At 49.1% G+C, this 18,232-nt stretch carries 19 protein-coding genes; 6 read left to right on the forward strand and 13 right to left on the reverse strand.

Annotated features, from left to right (window positions below):
* Positions 1 to 15: 15 nt before the first annotated feature.
* Positions 16 to 468, forward strand: a complete 453-nt coding sequence (locus KQY15_RS07045; protein WP_217668472.1) for a c-type cytochrome — start codon at positions 16 to 18, stop codon at positions 466 to 468.
* 32 nt (positions 469 to 500) lie between these two features.
* On the opposite strand, the gene KQY15_RS07050 is transcribed toward KQY15_RS07045, so the two are convergent.
* Positions 501 to 1,151: a cytochrome b/b6 domain-containing protein gene (locus tag KQY15_RS07050; protein WP_217668473.1), complete on the reverse strand. Its 651-nt coding sequence runs from the start codon at positions 1,149 to 1,151 to the stop codon at positions 501 to 503.
* Positions 1,152 to 1,203: 52 nt separating this feature from the next.
* On the opposite strand from KQY15_RS07050, the gene KQY15_RS07055 reads away from it, so the two are divergent.
* Together KQY15_RS07055 and KQY15_RS07060 are read left to right on the forward strand one after the other, a co-directional pair.
* Positions 1,204 to 3,552, forward strand: coding sequence for a penicillin acylase family protein (locus tag KQY15_RS07055; RefSeq protein ID WP_217668474.1), 2,349 nt, complete (start codon positions 1,204 to 1,206; stop codon positions 3,550 to 3,552).
* Positions 3,553 to 3,760: 208 nt separating this feature from the next.
* Positions 3,761 to 4,915 carry a chorismate mutase gene (locus KQY15_RS07060; RefSeq protein WP_217668475.1) on the forward strand — a complete coding sequence of 385 codons (1,155 nt, stop codon included), beginning with the start codon at positions 3,761 to 3,763 and terminating at the stop codon, positions 4,913 to 4,915.
* A gap of 12 nt (positions 4,916 to 4,927) precedes the next feature.
* On the opposite strand, the gene KQY15_RS07065 is transcribed toward KQY15_RS07060, so the two are convergent.
* From KQY15_RS07065 to KQY15_RS07080, 4 genes are all read right to left on the reverse strand, one after another.
* Positions 4,928 to 5,260, reverse strand: coding sequence for a hypothetical protein (locus KQY15_RS07065; protein ID WP_217668476.1), 333 nt, complete (start codon positions 5,258 to 5,260; stop codon positions 4,928 to 4,930).
* A 13-nt stretch (positions 5,261 to 5,273) separates the two neighbouring features.
* A complete protein-coding gene (gene gloA2, locus KQY15_RS07070; protein WP_217668477.1) occupies positions 5,274 to 5,666 on the reverse strand; it encodes an SMU1112c/YaeR family gloxylase I-like metalloprotein in 393 nt (130 codons plus the stop codon).
* Positions 5,667 to 5,698: 32 nt separating this feature from the next.
* Positions 5,699 to 6,670 (reverse strand): tetratricopeptide repeat protein, encoded by a 972-nt coding sequence (locus KQY15_RS07075; RefSeq protein ID WP_217668478.1) that lies wholly within the window; start codon positions 6,668 to 6,670, stop codon positions 5,699 to 5,701.
* Positions 6,671 to 6,743: 73 nt separating this feature from the next.
* A complete protein-coding gene (locus KQY15_RS07080; protein ID WP_217668479.1) occupies positions 6,744 to 8,141 on the reverse strand; it encodes an MBL fold metallo-hydrolase RNA specificity domain-containing protein in 1,398 nt (465 codons plus the stop codon).
* 115 nt (positions 8,142 to 8,256) lie between these two features.
* Here KQY15_RS07080 and KQY15_RS07085 point away from each other — a divergent pair, with 115 nt between their 5' ends.
* Entirely contained in the window at positions 8,257 to 9,150 is an 894-nt protein-coding gene (locus tag KQY15_RS07085; protein WP_217668480.1) for an LOG family protein, read from the forward strand.
* Positions 9,151 to 9,174: 24 nt separating this feature from the next.
* On the opposite strand, the gene tyrA is transcribed toward KQY15_RS07085, so the two are convergent.
* From tyrA to ffh, 8 genes are all read right to left on the reverse strand, one after another.
* Positions 9,175 to 10,311, reverse strand: a complete 1,137-nt coding sequence (gene tyrA, locus KQY15_RS07090) for a bifunctional chorismate mutase/prephenate dehydrogenase (protein ID WP_217668481.1) — start codon at positions 10,309 to 10,311, stop codon at positions 9,175 to 9,177.
* Between the two features lie 33 nt (positions 10,312 to 10,344).
* On the reverse strand, positions 10,345 to 11,403 hold the full coding sequence (locus KQY15_RS07095; protein ID WP_217668482.1) for a 3-deoxy-7-phosphoheptulonate synthase: 1,059 nt from the start codon (positions 11,401 to 11,403) through the stop codon (positions 10,345 to 10,347).
* Positions 11,404 to 11,642: 239 nt separating this feature from the next.
* Positions 11,643 to 12,284, reverse strand: coding sequence for a DNA-J related domain-containing protein (locus tag KQY15_RS07100; protein ID WP_217668484.1), 642 nt, complete (start codon positions 12,282 to 12,284; stop codon positions 11,643 to 11,645).
* A 38-nt stretch (positions 12,285 to 12,322) separates the two neighbouring features.
* Positions 12,323 to 12,682, reverse strand: coding sequence for a 50S ribosomal protein L19 (gene rplS, locus KQY15_RS07105; protein ID WP_214000649.1), 360 nt, complete (start codon positions 12,680 to 12,682; stop codon positions 12,323 to 12,325).
* A gap of 22 nt (positions 12,683 to 12,704) precedes the next feature.
* The gene (trmD, locus tag KQY15_RS07110) at positions 12,705 to 13,481 is read right to left on the reverse strand and encodes a tRNA (guanosine(37)-N1)-methyltransferase TrmD (RefSeq protein WP_217668485.1); all 777 of its coding nucleotides are present in this window, start codon (positions 13,479 to 13,481) and stop codon (positions 12,705 to 12,707) included.
* Positions 13,481 to 14,017, reverse strand: coding sequence for a ribosome maturation factor RimM (gene rimM / locus KQY15_RS07115; protein ID WP_217668486.1), 537 nt, complete (start codon positions 14,015 to 14,017; stop codon positions 13,481 to 13,483). The genes trmD and rimM overlap by 1 nt, the downstream gene beginning before the upstream one ends.
* Before the next feature lie 27 nt (positions 14,018 to 14,044).
* Positions 14,045 to 14,296 carry a 30S ribosomal protein S16 gene (rpsP, locus tag KQY15_RS07120; protein ID WP_026349270.1) on the reverse strand — a complete coding sequence of 84 codons (252 nt, stop codon included), beginning with the start codon at positions 14,294 to 14,296 and terminating at the stop codon, positions 14,045 to 14,047.
* Positions 14,297 to 14,432: 136 nt separating this feature from the next.
* Entirely contained in the window at positions 14,433 to 15,800 is a 1,368-nt protein-coding gene (gene ffh, locus KQY15_RS07125; protein WP_217668487.1) for a signal recognition particle protein, read from the reverse strand.
* Between the two features lie 183 nt (positions 15,801 to 15,983).
* On the opposite strand from ffh, the gene KQY15_RS07130 reads away from it, so the two are divergent.
* Positions 15,984 to 16,790, forward strand: a complete 807-nt coding sequence (locus tag KQY15_RS07130; protein WP_254795490.1) for a cytochrome C assembly family protein — start codon at positions 15,984 to 15,986, stop codon at positions 16,788 to 16,790.
* 80 nt (positions 16,791 to 16,870) lie between these two features.
* The gene (locus tag KQY15_RS07135) at positions 16,871 to 18,160 is read left to right on the forward strand and encodes an HlyC/CorC family transporter (protein WP_217668488.1); all 1,290 of its coding nucleotides are present in this window, start codon (positions 16,871 to 16,873) and stop codon (positions 18,158 to 18,160) included.
* Positions 18,161 to 18,232: the final 72 nt, after the last annotated feature.

Below are 18,232 nucleotides of genomic sequence, written 5' to 3' on the forward strand. Positions count from 1 at the left end.
AAAGAGAATGAACAAATGAAAAAAGCCCTGTTTGCCGGCGTTGCCGCTCTTGTTATTTCCGCACCATTAACGGCGGCTACTGCCTTTACTGATGCCGCTGACGCTGTTAAGTATCGACAAGCGGCATTTCAGCTTATCAGGCACAACATGGCGGACATTAACGAAATGATAAAAGGTGAGGTCCCCTTTGATGCCAAGCGGGTACAAAAACGCGCTGATGCATTAGTGATGGTAACGACTTTACCGTGGGAAGCGTTTCAGGTTGCCGGCACTGAGCAGGGCGGTGGAGATGCTAAAGCCGATATCTGGCAAAACCTGGCCGACTTTCTTGAGCGTGGCGAGAAACTGGCGGCTGATGCCAGCACTTTACAGGCGGCTGCCCAAACAGGCGACCAGAATGAATTACGCAAGGCGTTTGGCAACTTTGCCCGCAATTGCAAAGCCTGCCACGACAACTATAAAGAATAAGTCCACCCGGCTATAATGCCAGAGCGCTGCCGTTAAAGCAGCGCCAATAGCACCCGCCCCTGCCAGTAGTACATTAACAGCAATAATGCCGCCAGCATTAAGAAGAACCGCCAGCTGGAGCGTAACTCTGGCTGAGCCACACTATTTAGCTCAGCGTTACCGGTAATCATGGTTTTAATTACATTGTCATAACGCCAGCTGTGCCAAAGCGCAAAACCAATATGTACCGTTACCAAAATCAAAATAATATCGATATTAACGGTATGAACAGCAGAGGCAAGGTCTACCCAGCTCCCTGGCAATAAAGCCACCAGCGGGCCGTCATTCATATAACTGTTGTCAAAGGTGGCAAGGCCACTGACTATTTGCAGCATCAGCAACGCCAGTAAGGTAAATATCATATATGAAGACGCCGGATTATGGCCTGCCACAGGTTTTGTATTACGCAGGTAGCCTATCGCAGCTTTGGGTGAGGCAGCAAACTGACTGAACCTGGCGCTCTGGCTACCCCAGATGCCCCAGCCTATCCGGGCAATCAGCAGCGCTGCCAGGCTGTATGCCATTAATTGATGCAGTACAATGTAGCCCTCAGTACCGCTAAACCACAGACCGGCGACCAACAGCACCATTACCCAATGAAAAAACCGGACAGCACCATCCCATACTTTAATTTTTTGCGTCATCTGGTTTGCTCCTGCTATGCTGACTTTTTTGATTTTATGATAGCGGATCAAGATGATGAAAGGAATGAAATGGCTGCTGCTGATAAGCGTGCTGGTGGTTGTTGGAGCAACAGCAGTGGGTTATTTCTGGCTTCGGCTGAGCTTGCCGCAATATCAGGGCGAATACCCGGCGGCCGTTGCCAACCCCGTTAATCTTGATCGTGATGCAAGGGGCTACCTGAGCATTACCGCCGCAGATCGTCCTGATGCAGCCTATGGTATGGGATTTGCTCATGCTCAGGAGCGCTTTTTCCAGATGGATCTGGCCCGGCGAAGTGCGGCCGGCACCCTGGCTGAACTTTTTGGCGAACGGGCCCTGGCTACCGACATTGAAAGGCGGCGCCACCGCTTTGCCGAGCGCGCCGCATCAGCTCTGACAACATTCTCAGCGGATGATCTGCAACTACTGAGTGCATACAGCAGGGGGGTGAACGATGGCCTGGCATCGCTTAGTACTGCGCCTTTTGAATATACCTTACTGGGCAGCGAACCTGATCTTTGGCAGGAAACCGACTCTATACTGGTTATCTACAATATGTATCTGGAACTACAGGGAAAAATGGGCAGGGATGAGTACGCCATGACCATTTTACGCGAATCGATACCAGGCGACTGGTTCAGCTTTTTGCAACAACATAGCAGCGACTGGCAGGCTGCTATTGATGATTCACAAGTCACACCGGTAAGTTTACCGGATAGCCCGTATCCGGAACAATTGCGCACTGCTGGCTCATGCAGTTCATGCCCCCCTAAAGACAGCGCAGATTTAGGTAGCAACAACATGGCCGTAATGGGCCGGCTTACCAGCCATGGCCGTGCCATAGTAGCTAATGATATGCATTTAACAATCAGAGCGCCCGGCACTTGGTATAAGGTGCAACTGAACTGGCGCAATGGTAACGACTGGCAACAGGTAACGGGACTTAGCCTGGCTGGCGCACCGGCTATTGTAGTGGGCAGCAATGGTCATATTGCCTGGGGTTTTACTAACAGCACCGCAGACTGGCATGACTTAATTAAGCTGCAGTTATCTGAGGATGGCAAAACCTATTTGACAGCAGAAGGCTGGCAACCCCTGCAGCACTATTATGAAACAATAAAAGTTAAAGGGTCGAAAGATTACTCTTTGCAATTACAGGAAACGCAGTGGGGGCCCGTTATTAATTATGGTGATAGTACTTTTGCGCTGCGCTGGGTAGCCTATGACAGCAATGCCGTTAACTTTAATTTGCTTAGATTAGAAACCCGGCAAAATACCAGACAGGCGCTGGCGCTTGGCGCAATTACCGGGATTCCCACCCAGAATTTATTGGTCGCTGATAAAGAAGGCAATATTGGCTGGACGCCGCTGGGGCCACTGCCCGGACGGCAGGTTAATGACTGGGATACCGCCCAGGACTGGAGCGATGGTAGCAATTTCTGGTCCGCAAATCTGAGTGCTGAGAACTATCCGCAGATTTATAATCCTCCGTCAGGTGTGCTGTGGACAGCCAATGCCCGCAGTGTCGGTGGCGAAGCTTACCGCTTACTGGGTAACGGTGGCTATGATTTGGGCGCCCGCGGCCAGCAAATACGTGACAGTTTATTAAATCAGGGCCAGCTTGATGAACAGGCACTGCATCAAATTCAGCTCGATAACCGGGCACTGTTTTTACAGCGTTGGCAGCAACTACTATTGGACATTCTGACACCTGACGTGACTGCCGAACACCAGCTGACAGAGTACCGCTTACTACTCAGTCAAAGTGGCCGTTATGCCCAAAGTGATGATATTGGCTATACCCTGGTACAGCAATTCCGTCAGCAAACAATTGAATTTATGTTTGAGCCTTTATCTGTGTTGCTGGAACAGCACGGTAGCCGCAGCGCTTATTTAAAATACTCACTGGAAACGCCGGCCTGGGCAATGTTGCAGGCCCGCCGGCCGGATACCCTGCCACCGGGATTCACTGACTGGTCACAGCTATTGTTGCAAGCAGTACTTGTCAGCAAACAGCAACTGGAACAGCAACACGGCAGCCTGCACGACAGCCGCTGGGGTAAACAAAATCAGGCAAAAATCCGCCATCCGCTGAGCAGTGCAATTCCCATCATTGGTGACTGGTTAAATATGCCGGCTTCTGAGTTTGCCGGGGATCGCCATATGCCGCGGGTTCAACTGCCTTCCTTTGGTCAGTCGCAGCGAATGGTGGTCGCTCCCGGGCAGGAGCAGGATGGTATACTAACCATCCCTGCTGGCCAGTCGGGCCACCCGTTGTCACCATTTTACCGGGCTGATCATCAGTACTGGTTAAACGAAGTGGCACTGCCCTTTTTACCCGGTCCGAAAAAATATCAGTTAAGGTTAGTACCCGCTGCTTGACTTTGGCCATCCAGACGGATTATGGTGCTGGTTATGAAAACATTAAAACGCGCTCTCGGTTTTTTTAGCTTTACCACCCCTTAGGGGAGGTAGCTGGCCGTGCGTGCACAACTGGCAAGAAACCTCCCTTCAACGGGAGGTTTTTTTTTGCCTGAAAATTTTAGCTATTGATTACTTTGCTGCCAGCAGCCCGATAAAAGGAAACATCATGGAACTTGACGATATTCGCCAGGCTATTAGTAGTACCGATCAGCAATTGTTGCAATTGCTGGCAAAACGCCGCGAACTGGCGCTTAAAGTGGCTGAAGCAAAACTAAGCCAGAACAAACCCATTCGTGATCAAAAACGTGAGCAGGAGTTACTGGTTTCACTGATCACCCAGGGCAAAGCACTGGGCATCGATGCTCAATATGTTACGCGTATCTACCACGTAATTATTGAAGACTCGGTGCTGCAGCAACAAGCTAAGGTACAGGGACAACTAAACGGCGAAAATGGCCCCAGCGTGAGGGTCGCGTTCCTCGGCGGCCAGGGTTCATACAGCTACTGGGCGACCCAGAAGTATTTCACCCGCCGGGCGGAGCGGATTATTGAACTTGGTTGCGACAGTTTTAACGAGATCGTGCAGTCGGTAGAAACCGGTCATGCTGATTACGCGCTGTTACCGATTGAAAATACCTCTTCAGGCTCAATTAACGAGGTGTTCGATTTATTACAACATACCCGGCTATCCATTGTCGGTGAGCTTACCCACCCTATCGCCCACTGTTTACTGGGCGTGGCAGGCGCTGAGCTTAGCAAGGTGCGGCAGGTTTGTGCTCACCCTCAGGTTATTGCCCAGTGCAGCCAGTATCTGCTGGGGTTATCAAATGTCAAAATTGATTATTGCGACAGTTCATCTGCGGCCTTTACCAAAGTAAAAGCATTGCAAGACCCCACGGTGATCGCTATTGGCGGTGAGGAAGGTGGTCAGCTTTACGGCCTGCAAGTACTCGCCCGTGATTTAGCCAATCAGAAAGATAATGTCAGCCGCTTTATTGTAGTCGCCCGAAAACCCGTTGCCGTGGCCAAAGCGATACCCGCGAAAACCACCTTTATCATGTATACCGGCCAGCAACCGGGTGCATTAGTTGAAGCCTTACTGGTACTTAAACAACACGGTATCAGCATGGCGAAGCTGGAGTCACGGCCCATTCCGGGTAACCCATGGGAAGAAATGTTCTACGTGGATGTTTTTGCTAATCTGGCAGACTACGCCATGACCCGCGCACTGGAGGAGCTGAATAATATCACCAAATTCGTCAAGGTATTGGGTTGTTACCCCAGCGAAGATATTGAACCCACTCAGGTCAGCGCCAGCTAGCCGTTCGGCATGTCAGGTAGTAAGGCTGTATGTCGCCAGCGCGATGGCGGCAACAGATACAATAGTGCTGCCGATAACCAATAACTTATAAGTTGTGATCTGACGTTCAGCCTCTGCCGATGCTTGTTCTGCCAGTTCAATCACTTTTTGCAGTTGTTCAGCAAGCGTGTGCAATGACTGGGCATTTTTGGTAACTGCCTGCTGCAGCTCACTGATTTGCTGAGCCTGTACCGGATCGGTTTTGGTTTCAGCAGGCTTTGCAGTAAATGCCGGTATAGCGGTAGTGGCAATGGTGGTCAGATAAGGCCCGAGCACTTTAATAAGCGGAATAAGTTGTATTGCCATGTTATCTCCTATGCTATTGCTGATATAACTCTAAGGGCAGGCCATCCGGGTCCTGAAAAAAGGTAAATGCTTTACCGGTAAACTCGTCAGTTCGTACCGGTTCCACGCTGATACCATTCGCCGTTAAATAAGCAATATAATCGGCCAGGTTCGCTACGTTAAACGCCAGGTGGCGCAAGCCCTGCGCTTCTGGCTTGCTGGGTCGGGCCGGCGGGTTTGGGAAGCTGAACAATTCCAGTTGGCTACCATCGGCCAGTTGCAAGTCAAGCTTCCACGACTCACGCTCTGGCCGGTAGTTTTCCGCAATAATTTTTAACCCCAGTAATTTAGTGTAAAAAGCTTTACTGCGCGGATAATCACTGCAAATTATTGCCACATGGTGAATTCCGCCAAGCTTTGCAACCATTAGTTCAACTCCATCAATGTAGCCCTTGTATTTCAGAGTATTTTTTTAATCTCAGACTTCAGCTTATCATCGCGGGTCGTTGCCAGCAGTGGTGTTAAAAGCTCCTCTGCTTTTTGCTGCTGCTCCAGAGCAAGATAAAGCTGGCTTAACCGGAATTGCGCCCATTCATTAAAATCGGTCATGCTGCCATCGGCCAGAAACTCAGTCAGCGCATTAACGCCCTGCTGATAATCAGTTTTCCCAAGCACACTGGCCCGGCCGAGCTGATACAATGCCAGCAAGCGGTTACGCTGGCCTTCTTCGTCAGAAGCATCCTGCTTGCTGGCTTTAAGAAACTCTGCCATAGCTGCCGGATAGTCCCGACTTTGCGCCAGCTGAATACCCCGCATAAAGTATGGCTCCGGTCGGTTTTGCAACAGCTCACTGTTTGCGATGAACTGCTCTGCCGCTGTTTTATCCTCTTCGCTGAATAATATTTCCAGCTTTAATAGCTGGCCTTGCAGCGGGTTTTGCTGTTCCAGTCTGGCGGCAATAGCCAGTGCCTGTTCTTTGTCACCACCAGCAATACCAGGCGCCTGAGCATAAAATTTTCCCAACGCATTCAGATAACCAGTATCTGCTGGAGCCAGTGCAACCGCTTGTTCAAATGCCTTGCGACAGCGCTTGGCATACCCCAGAGCACTGAACATACTTGCTTGCTGGGCACTGTCACAGCTTGCCCGGCCAAACCAGAACTGATAACGGGCATTATCCGCTTCAATTTTTATCGCCCTGGCCAGCAACTCCTCAGCATTTTCGACCTGACCAAGCTCAAGTTCGCTGCGCCCTAAAGCTGCCAGCAACCAGGCATCTTTGGTCTTACGGTTTACTTTATCAGCTAAAAATTCTTTGGCTGCAGCAAAATCCTGTTGCTGCCACAGGTCTGATACGTGTTGTTGCAGATCTGCCGGCGCAGCATCTAGTCCAAAGCTAAGCAGCAAAGCAGTAAAAGTTAGTCGTTTCATGGCTGTCCTTAATTAACGTGTTTACAGCATTGTAACCGCTGACAGCCATTTGCCAATGGCCAATAATATCTGGTTACAACTTAATGCTGTCACCTTTAGCCGGGATCACTGCGTTAACACCGAAAGCTGCTAATTCCTGCTGCAACACCTGCTGAGCTTCAGGCTCGCCATGCACCAGATAAAACTGCGGTTGACCACCAATTGCTTTGGCCCAGGCTAATAGTTCACTCTGGCCGGCATGGGCGGAAAAACCACCAATGGTATGCACCTTTGCTTTGACCACAATGTCCTGACCAAACATTTTAACCCGCTTTTCACCATCAACCAGCCGCCGGCCTAAGGTGCCCCTGGCCTGAAAGCCAACAAAAATAAGATGATTGGTATTTTTCCATAAGTTATGTTTAAAGTGATGAACAATCCGGCCACCGTTACACATGCCACTGCCGGCAATAATAATAGCGCCATGCGTTACCCGGTTAATTGCCATTGAATCTTCAACTTTCGGGGTTAGCTTCAGCATAGGTAATAGTTGTTGCAAACTACGGCCGGCACCAATTTTGTCTAAATCAGCCTGATCAAGTGCATGCAAAAAATCGTTGTAAATATTGGTAATACTAATCGCCATCGGGCTATCCAGAAAAATTGCCCGCTGCTTTAACCGGCCCTGATGATGCAGTAAAGCCAGGTAATACAGCACTTCCTGGGAACGCCCAAGCGCAAAGGCCGGAATAAACACGTTGCCACCATCTTTGTAGGCCTGGTCCAGCGCACTGGCAAACTCTTCTATCGTGTTATCCAGCTCCTGATGGTTGCGGTTGCCGTAAGTACTTTCCAGCAGCACAATATCTGCCTGACCAATCTCAGTCGGATCATGCATCAGCACCGTTGCCGGGTTGCCTAAATCGCCCGAGAACACCAGTTTACGCATCGCCTGGTTACCTTTAAGCCATAACTGAATAATAGCCGAGCCCAGAATATGGCCGGCATCAGCGAACTCCAGCTCCAGCCCTGGCAGTGGCACAAATCGTTTTTTATATACCAGCGTTTGTACCAGTTCACTAACCCGCTCTGCATCGGCGACAGTCATCACCGGATCATGTTGTTTCTTGCCAGCGCGGGCCGCTTTTTTGTTCTGCCACTCTAAATCTTTCAGATACAAGCCGACGGAATCTTTCAACAATACCGGTAGTATTTCAGCGGTACCCGGCGTGCAGATAATTTTGCCTTTAAAGCCACGTGCAACCAGCAATGGCAGCAAACCACTGTGATCGATGTGTGCGTGGGAAAGTATAACCAGATCAATGTCTTTCGGTTTAAAGGCAAAGCGGAACTTATGCCACTCCCGTACCTGATCTGCCCCCTGCGTCATGCCGCAATCAAGCAGGATTTGTTGTTTATTATGCTCGATAAGATAGCAAGATCCGGTAACCTGACCGGCAGCACCTAAAAAGGTTAAATTGGCTACAGACATAGTCTTGTCCCTGTGATTAGCGAATTAAGTTTATATCGCATCCTGACTGCTAAAAGATTAGTCTATATCAAACATATTGTTAGTTTGCACTAAACACCACGTTGCAGGAGCCGGTATGTCAGACGCGCATAAGCTATATAAACGTCATTTCACCTCAGCTGAAGAATCACAAGCGGCGATTGCCAAACTGCAGGATCACGACTCCTACAAGCTGGCTTTTGCCGACAATGATTTTTTAATGCAGGACGATTTGCGCCATGTCCGGCTGCAGCTGGAATACCTGAAACCGCAATTGGTACTGGAGCAGCACGGCGTTGAAGCTACCATAGTGGTATTTGGCAGCGCTCGTTTTCTGGCACCTGAACAGGCCGATAAAAATCTACAGCGGGCCGAACAGAGTCTGGCAAAACATCCAGAGGACAAGGCGTTGCAACAGGCCGTTAAACTGGCAAAACGCGACCAGAAAAACAGTGGCTATTATCTTGCCTCGCAGCAATTTTCACAGCTGGTTACCGAACATAGTAATAAACACCAGGACAGCGCGCTAATGATTATCAGTGGCGGTGGCCCCGGCGTAATGGAAGCAGCCAACCGCGGCGCGATGGCAGCCGGTGGTGAAAGTATCGGCTTGAATATTGTACTGCCCAAAGAGCAGCACCCTAACCCTTATATTACCCCGCACTTTTGTTTTCAATTTCATTATTTTGCTATTCGTAAAATGCATTTTTTACAGCGCGCCCGGGCGTTAGTCGCCTTCCCCGGCGGTTTTGGCACTTTAGATGAGTTGTTTGAAACCTTAACTCTAATTCAAACCAAAAAAGCCGAACGGGTGCCGGTAATTCTGTACGATAAAGCGTTTTGGCAAAGACTGATTAACTTCGACATGCTGGCTGAAGAGGGCTTAATCAGCCCGCAGGATTTACAGCTGATTCAGTTTGCCGACACCCCGGAACATGCCTGGCAATTGATATACGACTACTATGACTTGGGGCAGACTCAGCCTGAGTAACCCCCCCAATTTCAGAGCAGTACGCTAACTGCGGCTATCAGCCGCTTTTTGCAGCAATTGTTTGCTCTCGTGTAAAAACTGCTCTGCCAGTTCGCCGAAAAATTGCTGGCCTTTGCCAAATTGGGCCATTAAGCCAGCTTTATCCTGCTTTTTTAATAACTGCAACAGCTCACTAAACCGCTGTTGATAACGCTCGAGCAAGGCGGTGACATCGGCTGATGACAGCATAATATCGGCATAAAGCTCAGCATTTTGGGCGAATAAGCGCCCTACCATGGCCAACTCTAACCGGTATATTGGCGAGCTTAGCTGTAACAGCTGAGCTAAATCGGCTTGCTCTTCCGCCAGGTGGCTGCCGTATACCAGGGATGAGAAGTGGCGCATTGCCTGAATAAGTTGCATTGCTTTGTCGTGCTCTGCGGCGCTCTGGCTGGCCAGTTCAGCCCCCCATACCCGCAGTTGCTGTAACAGCCACTGATACTTTGGCTCTGCCCTGCCATCACATACCACCACAACCTGTTTTACCAGATTGGTAATATCGGGACCAAACATCGGGTGCAAGCCAACCACCGGGCCCTTGTGCTTTGCCAGCATCGCGGCCAGAGGCTGCTGCTTAATACTGGTAATATCGGCCAGCACGCAATCATCCGGCAATGCCGGTAACTGGCTAATCACCTGCACAGTCAGGGTAATTGGCACCGCTATCAGCACCAGCGCAGCCTCAGCACATAATTCACCGGCAGCTGGCCAATCGGTCTGCTCCAGCACCACCACCTGATAACCAGAGCGTTGAAATAAACTGACAAAGCGCAGGCCCAGCGCGCCAGCACCACCAACAACCACGACTTTACCACCACCCGGCCGGCAACAGACGAAATGACTCTCCTGAGTGGCGTAAGACTCACGCATTATCCGGCGCAGCACATCCTCAACCAATTCAGGCGACACCTGCTGTGACAGTGCCTGCTCGCGCCGGGCAGATAGCAACAATTGTTCACGCTCGGGTACATATACCGGCAAAGCAAATTGCTGTTTTACTTTGCCAACCTGCGCAGTGACTTTCGCCCGGGCAGCCAGTAACTGCACCAGCTGGCTGTCGAGGCTATCAATCTGCTCGCGCAGCGGGGCCAGTTGCTGCTGGGCCTGCTGTTGTTTATCCATGCTGTTATTTATCCATGCTTTTATTCAAAGATGCTAGGCAGCTGCTACCAGGCTCTGCATTTGCTGGTGCAAACTGGCCAGTAGCTGCGCAGTAGTTTCCCAGTCAATACAGGCATCGGTTACCGACATGCCGTAGTGTTCTGCCTTACCATTGGTTAAATTCTGGCGACCACCAAACAAATGGCTTTCCAGCATAATGCCAATGATAGCCTCGGTGCCTGCCAGTCGCTGCGATAACACCGCTTCAGCAACTGCCGGCTGGCGGTTATGATCTTTATTCGAGTTACCATGGCTGCAATCCACTACGATACCGTGTGGTAAATTCAGTTTATCCAGCTCTGCCAGTGCCGCGTTAATGCTGTCAGCATCGTAATTAGGCTTAACGCCACCGCGCAAAATAATATGGCCATCGGGGTTGCCGGCGGTTTGCACCAGGCTAACTTCGCCGCGCTGATTAATACCAATAAAACTGTGGCCGCTGGCGGCAGACTGCAAACCATTTAACGCCACATTTAAATTGCCATCGGTGCCATTTTTAAAGCCAACGGGCATTGACAGGCCACTTGCCATTTCCCGGTGGGTTTGCGACTCAACCGTGCGGGCACCTATTGCTGCCCAGCTAATCAAGTCAGATAAATATTGCGGGCTGATTGGATCCAGCGCCTCAGTTGCGGTAGGTAGTTCCATTTCCACCATTTTTAATAACAGCTCCCGGCCCCAGGTTAAACCGGTTTCCAGATCAAACGAGTCATCCAGGTGCGGGTCGTTAATAAATCCTTTCCAGCCTACTGTAGTGCGGGGCTTTTCAAAATATACCCGCATAACAATGTACAAACTATCGATGTACTGTTGCTGCAAGGCTTTTAACTTGGTGGCGTATTCAATGGCTGCCACCGGATCATGAATAGAACAGGGCCCGGTAACCACTAGCAGCCGCTTGTCTCTGCCATGCACTATATTGGCAATATCAGCCCGGGCACGGGCGACAAAGTCAGCCCCCTGCTCTGACAATGGCAGAGCTTTTTTCATTACTGCAGGTGGGCTTAGTGGCTTGGTTGCCACTATTCTTAAATCATCGACGATCTGGCTCATGCTAACTCCATAAAAATACCAATGTGCTGGCGTTTAAGCATAGATAAAAACGACGGAAAGACTGGTCTGACGCTTTGATGTAAACTTTTATATACAGCACGTAATTAATTAGATACGAAAAGTGCATACTAAAGATCTTGGCAGGCAGCGTCAACCCGCTAGAAGTCAATAAACACGAGAAATTTTAGAATTTGAGATATAAAAATTAATGTAAACTTATATATACAACGAAGGATGTATTATGGGAGCTGTTGCAATAGCTGCTGATATGCCTGTTGGATTTGCCTGAATTTTTCAGCATTACCCGTTGACCGATCGGGATGGAGTAACAAAGCCTGACTGCGGTAGGCTCTTTTTAAGTCAGTCAGGGTAAAACCAGGCTGCAGCTTAAGCAGATGCTGCGCCTGTTGCGCCGATAGCTGAGCAGGATCCACCTGACCTTTACTGTAATGCTGCCAGAACTGGGTCAGATACTCATCCAGCAATTGCTCGCTCATGGCGTAAAAGTTTTGCCAGTTTGTGTAGTATTCACGCCGGCTGCTATTGTCTTTACTCACATTAAGGGCTGTGGGACAAGCTGATGCGGCGCTAACGAAGCGTACTTTTGCCAGGCCAATATCAAGCAAGCCTTCACCCGTGGCAAGCCACTCTGTTTGCAGCCGATACAACAAATGGTACAACACAAAGTGTTGCTGAAAACGTTGTAAATCGGGACTTATTTCAGTTTCCGTACTCAGCTTAAGCCCCAGGCAGGACATTAAGTACTGTTCAGTCAGACTGTGGTCTTTGGAATCAGATAAAGCAGAGAGGATCAGGCTGGCCAGCTGGTTTTTCAGCAGCTGCAGTACAGGCTCGGTAAGTGGCGGTTGACAATCTGTCATAAGAAAAAGGCCGGCATAAGCCGGCCTTAAAGGTTTGCTTAGTTAAGCTTTTCGCGGATACGCGCTGATTTACCTGAACGATCGCGTAAGTAGTAAAGCTTAGCACGGCGAACCGCACCACGACGTTTAACGGTGATGCTGTCTACCAGCGGGCTGTGCGTCTGGAATACACGCTCAACACCTTCGCCATTAGAAATTTTACGGACGGTGAAGGCTGAATGCAGGCCGCGGTTACGCTTAGCGATAACTACGCCTTCAAACGCCTGCAGACGGCTTTTGTCGCCTTCTGTTACTTTTACCTGAACCACAACAGTGTCGCCCGGCGCGAACGCTGGAACGTCTTGCTTTAACTGTTCATCTTCAAGCATCTTGATGATGTTTTGGCTAACTTTGCTCATAACAATCTCACTTTACCTGGAATTAACTATCTTGCTGCTGCAACGCCTGGTGTTCCTGTTGAAACTCGGCCAGTAATTTGCGTTGCTCCTTAGTCAGAGCCAGGGGTTTTAATATATCTGGCCGTCTTAACCAGGTCCTTCCCAGGGCCTGCTTCAAACGCCAGCGTCTGATTTCTTCGTGGTTACCGCTCAGCAAAACTGACGGCACCTGTTTATTGGCTAACACCTCAGGCCGGGTATAATGCGGACAATCCAGCAAGCCTTCAGAAAATGAATCCTGCACTGCGGATAAGTCGTGCCCCAGTACACCAGGTACTAAGCGAGATACTGCATCAATCAGTGTCATCGCCGGCAACTCGCCTCCACTTAACACGTAATCACCCACTGACCATTCTTCGTCAATTTCGCTTTCAATTACGCGTTCATCAATGCCTTCGTAACGGCCAGCTACTAATAGTAGCTTATCGTGCGTGGCCAGCTCAGTCACACCTTGTTGATCTAACTTACGGCCTTGCGGCGATAAGTAAATGGTGTGAACCTTACCCCCTGCGGCTTGTTTTGCCGCCCGAATTGCTTCGGTCAAGGGTTGAACCATCATTAACATGCCCGGACCACCACCATAAGGCCGGTCATCAACAGTACGATGCTTGTCCGTGGTAAAATCCCGCGGGTTAAAGCACTGTAACCGCATAATGCCCTGCTTTACTGCCCGGCCGGTTACTCCGTATTGCGTTATTGCATCAAACATCTCTGGAAATAACGTTACTACGCCAAGCCAGAGTTTAGTGTTTTGCTGCATTAAAACGCCGGGTCCCAGTCAACAATAATCCGCTTTTCAGCCAGGTTGACGCTTTTTACCACTGTATCGGTTAAAAACGGCAACAAACGCTCTTTTTTACCAAATGCATCTGTCCGGTTGGCTTTAACAACAATAACGTCATTCGAGCCCGTTTCCATCATGTCCGAGACTTCACCTAAGTGATAACCCGCTTCATTTACTACTGCCAGACCCATAAGATCTTTCCAGTAGTATTCGCCATCTTCTAATAAAGGCAGCGTTTGCGCAGTTACCGCTATTTCAGCATTAACATAACGCTGGGCAATATCACGGTCACTAATGCCGTCCAGCTTCGCTATCAGGCCATTACTATGGCGCTTCCAGCTTGAAACCTGCACCGGTTGCCAGTTACCCTGCAATTTAATTTGCCAGGGTGTGTAGTCAAAAATCCCTTCCGGGATATCGGTGTAAGCAACTACCTTAAGCCAGCCATTAATGCCGTAAACGGCACCGAACCTACCAAGGACAACTAAGTCTTTGTCGTCTTTGTCACTCAAGGTTACTACTCCACACCAAGTTGCTAATTAAGCAGCTGCTTTCTTAGCGGTTTTTACCAGGTTTGCAACGCGGTCACTTAATGCAGCACCTTGTGCTACCCAGTGATCAACACGTTCCAGGTCCAGACGCAGTTTCTCTTCAGTACCGCCAGCGATTGGGTTAAAGAAACCCACGCGCTCAATAAAGCGGCCGTCACGAGCAAAACGGCTGTCCGCTACCACAACTTGGTAAAATGGACGCTTTTTCGCGCCACCACGTTGTAAACGAATAGTTACCATACCGTCCTCTAAAAATAATCGTTCAGGTTTTAAAAAATAATAAAGCCCCCCAGTCAGACTGAAGGGCTGCTGCATTGTACGGATTTTTGCTGCAAATGCAAGCCATTTCAGGCTTTGCAGCCGTTCTGTGAAACGTTTAGCGTGGTGGCAACATCCCCGGGGGCAGTTTGCCGCCCATGCCCCGCATCATTTTCATTAAGCCGCCTTTACCGGACATTTGTTTCATCATTTTCTGCATCTGCATAAACTGCTTCAGCAACTTATTAATGTCCTGCACCTGACAGCCAGAACCGGCAGCAATTCGTTTCTTACGTGAGCCTTTGATTAAATCCGGATAATTGCGCTCTTTCGGAGTCATTGAATTAATGATTGCTTCCATCCGGATAAACTGCTTGTCATCCAACTGACCAGCAGCACCGGCCGGCAGGTTTTTCATACCGGGCAGCTTATCCATCATTGACATCATGCCACCCATGCCACGCATCTGTACCAGCTGGTCCCGAAAGTCTTCCAATGAAAAGCCTTTACCTTTCATCATCTTCTGGGCCATTTTCGCCGCTTTGTCTTTATCGACTTTCTGTTCCAGATCCTCGATTAAACTCAGCACATCGCCCATACCAAGAATGCGCGAGGCTATCCGATCCGGGTGGAACGGCTCCAGACCATCAGTTTTTTCACCGGTACCCAGAAACTTAATAGGTTTACCGGTAATATGGCGGATAGATAACGCCGCACCACCACGGGCATCACCGTCGACCTTGGTTAAAATAACCCCGGTAAGTGGCAATGCTTCATTAAAGGCTTTAGCGGTATTGGCGGCATCCTGGCCGGTCATGGCATCAACCACAAACAAGGTTTCAATTGGTTTAACCGCTGCATGTAATGCTTTAATTTCGTTCATCATGTCATCGTCGACATGTAATCGACCGGCGGTGTCGACCAGCAGCACATCAAAAATACGGGTGCGGGCATGGGCAATGGCGGCGTTAACAATGGCCACCGGCTGCTGACTTAAATCGCTTGGGAAAAACTCTACTCCAACATCTGCAGCCAGCGTTTCCAGCTGCTTAATTGCAGCCGGCCGGTAAATATCTGCTGATACCACCAGGACTTTTTTCTTTTTCCGTTCTTTTAAAAACTTTGCCAGCTTCGCTACCGAGGTGGTTTTACCGGCCCCCTGTAAACCTGCCATCAACACGACTGCCGGTGGTTGAGTATTCAGCGCCAGCTCTTCATTGGCCTCGCCCATCGCCTCTTCCAGGGCTTTACGGACAATTTTCAGAAACTCCTGGCCGGGAGTCAGACTTTTACTAACCTCAAGCCCTACCGAGCGCTCTTTAACATTGGCGACAAAGTCCCGCACAACCGGCAAGGCAACGTCGGCTTCCAGCAATGCCATTCGCACTTCACGCAGGGTGTCTTTAATATTGTCTTCAGTCAGCCGGCCGCGGCCACTGATATTTTTTAAGGTTCTGCTTAACCTATCGGACAGGTTCTCAAACATTTTTATTATCCGTATTCATTTATTGCGCCGATTATAACGCAGCATGCCGGTTACGTCAGCCGCTTATCACGTGCTAAAGTTGTCATAACCCATTATCAGAGATAACTGCCAGCTATAACTACTGGGCATTAGTAAACAGTTACCATACAATAGCTAACCAACTGAATAACAGGATTGTTAATAATGACCGGACTGCTTCCTATCTTCGCATTTGCGGCGTATCTGCTGGCGACAGGCTCAGTGTTAATGCGGTTATTTCACCCTAAAGGTCCTCATTTTAAATTAATGTTCAGCGCCGGCATCCTTGGTCTGGTATTGCATATGCTGGCCCTGACCCAAACCCTGTTTACCCCGGCTGGCCAGAATTTCAGTTTAATTAATGTCAGCTCACTGGTGTGCTGGCTGGTGACAGTGGCCGTTACCGTCACTGCGCTTCGGACTCCCACTGTATTGCTATTACCTGTGGTCTACGGTTTTGCCGCACTAATGCAAATTGCCACCTTATTAGTGCCTCAGGATTTGCAATTGCAGCACTTTGAACAAAATATCAGCCTGCTGGTACACATTACCCTGGCCTTTCTGGCTTATGTGGTTTTAACCATGGCAACGCTATATTCATTTCAGGTGAGTTACATCAGCTCCAGGCTTAAGCAAAAAGATTTCACGCCAGTCAGCCAGTATCTGCCACCGCTAATGCAGGCAGAAGCCATTCAGTTCAGGCTGCTGATGGCCGGTACGGTGTTACTGGGTCTTGCTCTGGCTATAGGCGTGGTATTTATTGAAAATTGGCTGGCAAAAGCCAATCTGCACAAAACCATACTCAGTGCGCTGGCTTTTCTGGTTTTTGTCAGTCTGTGCTGGGGCCATGCCAGGAAAGGCTGGCGTGGCCGCACCGCCATAACGTTAACGGTCATTGGCACCTGCTTGTTAACTCTGGGCTATTTTGGCAGCCGCTTTGTTAAAGAGGTAATAATTGACCGTCTGGGTTAATTTGTTGGTTTTTAATAGCGTCTGGCGCTGAAGTACTGTTAAGATGCAAATTGATGTTTGGCAATAAAGGTATTTAGCTCTTGGACGACATATCGACTAGTACGCTGTTTATAATATTAGGCGTGCTTATTGTGCTTTCCGCTTATTTTTCAGGCTCTGAGACAGGCATGATGTCTGTTAACCCTTACCGCCTAAAACATCTTACTAACGAAAAAAACAAGGCAGCTCTCCGGGTTAGTCGTTTATTAAAACGGCCAGACCGCCTGATTGGTTTGATCCTGATTGGCAATAACCTGGTTAACATCTTCGCGTCAACGGTAGCAACAATTATCGGTGTCAGGTTATATGGCGATTATGGCCTTGCCATTGCACCAATCGCCCTGACTGTGATTATTTTAATTTTCGCAGAAGTCACACCGAAAACGCTGGCAGCGTTACATCCTGAAAAAGTAGCACTACCAACCTCTGCAGTACTATCAGTATTACTAAAGATTTTTTACCCTTTCGTCTGGGCACTGAATAAAGTAACTAACGGCCTGCTTAACTTGCTGGGTGTCAGCCCGGAGAAACACCAGGGTAACAGTTTAAGTGCCGAAGAGCTGCGCACCGTAGTTTATGAGGCCGGGGCGCTGATCCCGGAGCAGCATCAGAATATGCTGGTGGGCGTATTGGATCTGGAAAATGCCACTGTTGAAGACATTATGATCCCGCGCAATGAAATTGTGGGTATCGATATCAACGACGACTGGAAAGACATTGAGCGGCAGCTGGCTAACTTTCAGTACAGTCGTATTTTACTGTTCAGAGATAACATAGACGATGCGATTGGCTTCGTTCATCCGCGTGAGCTGATGCGTTTATTGATTAAAGAACAACTGACCAAAGCATCCCTGCTGCGCGCCGCCAGCGAAATCTATTTTATTCCGGAAGGTACGCCACTTAACACCCAGCTGTTAAAGTTTCAGGGCGCTAAAGATCGGATAGGCCTGGTAGTCGATGAATATGGTGATATCCAGGGGTTAGTAACCCTGGCAGATATTTTAGAAGAGGTGGTAGGCGAATTTACTACTGATATCGCTGAAGACACTAACGAGGATATCGTCGCCCAGCCAGATGGTACCCTGCTTATTGATGGCAGTATTAACCTGCGTGATTTAAACCGGGAAATGAAAATGAACCTGCCAACAGATGGTCCCAAGACCCTGAACGGCTTAATTCTGGAATATTTGGAAGAAATACCTCAGGGCAGGCTTAGTGTAAAACTTAAAGGCTACCCAATGGAAATTGTAGATGTACAGGATAATATGATTAAAAGTGTCCGGCTGTTAGTTAACCCGAAAAAGGCAACTGCAAAAAAGCCAGCACAGTAAAATTGTACCCGTTAATGTCAAAGCCTGTTGTTATCTGAAAAACCCGTTAGCATCCGGCAAACAATGGCGACA

Origin of the sequence: Arsukibacterium indicum, assembly GCF_019100565.1 — a bacterium.
Taxonomy (GTDB): domain Bacteria; phylum Pseudomonadota; class Gammaproteobacteria; order Enterobacterales; family Alteromonadaceae; genus Alishewanella; species Alishewanella indicum.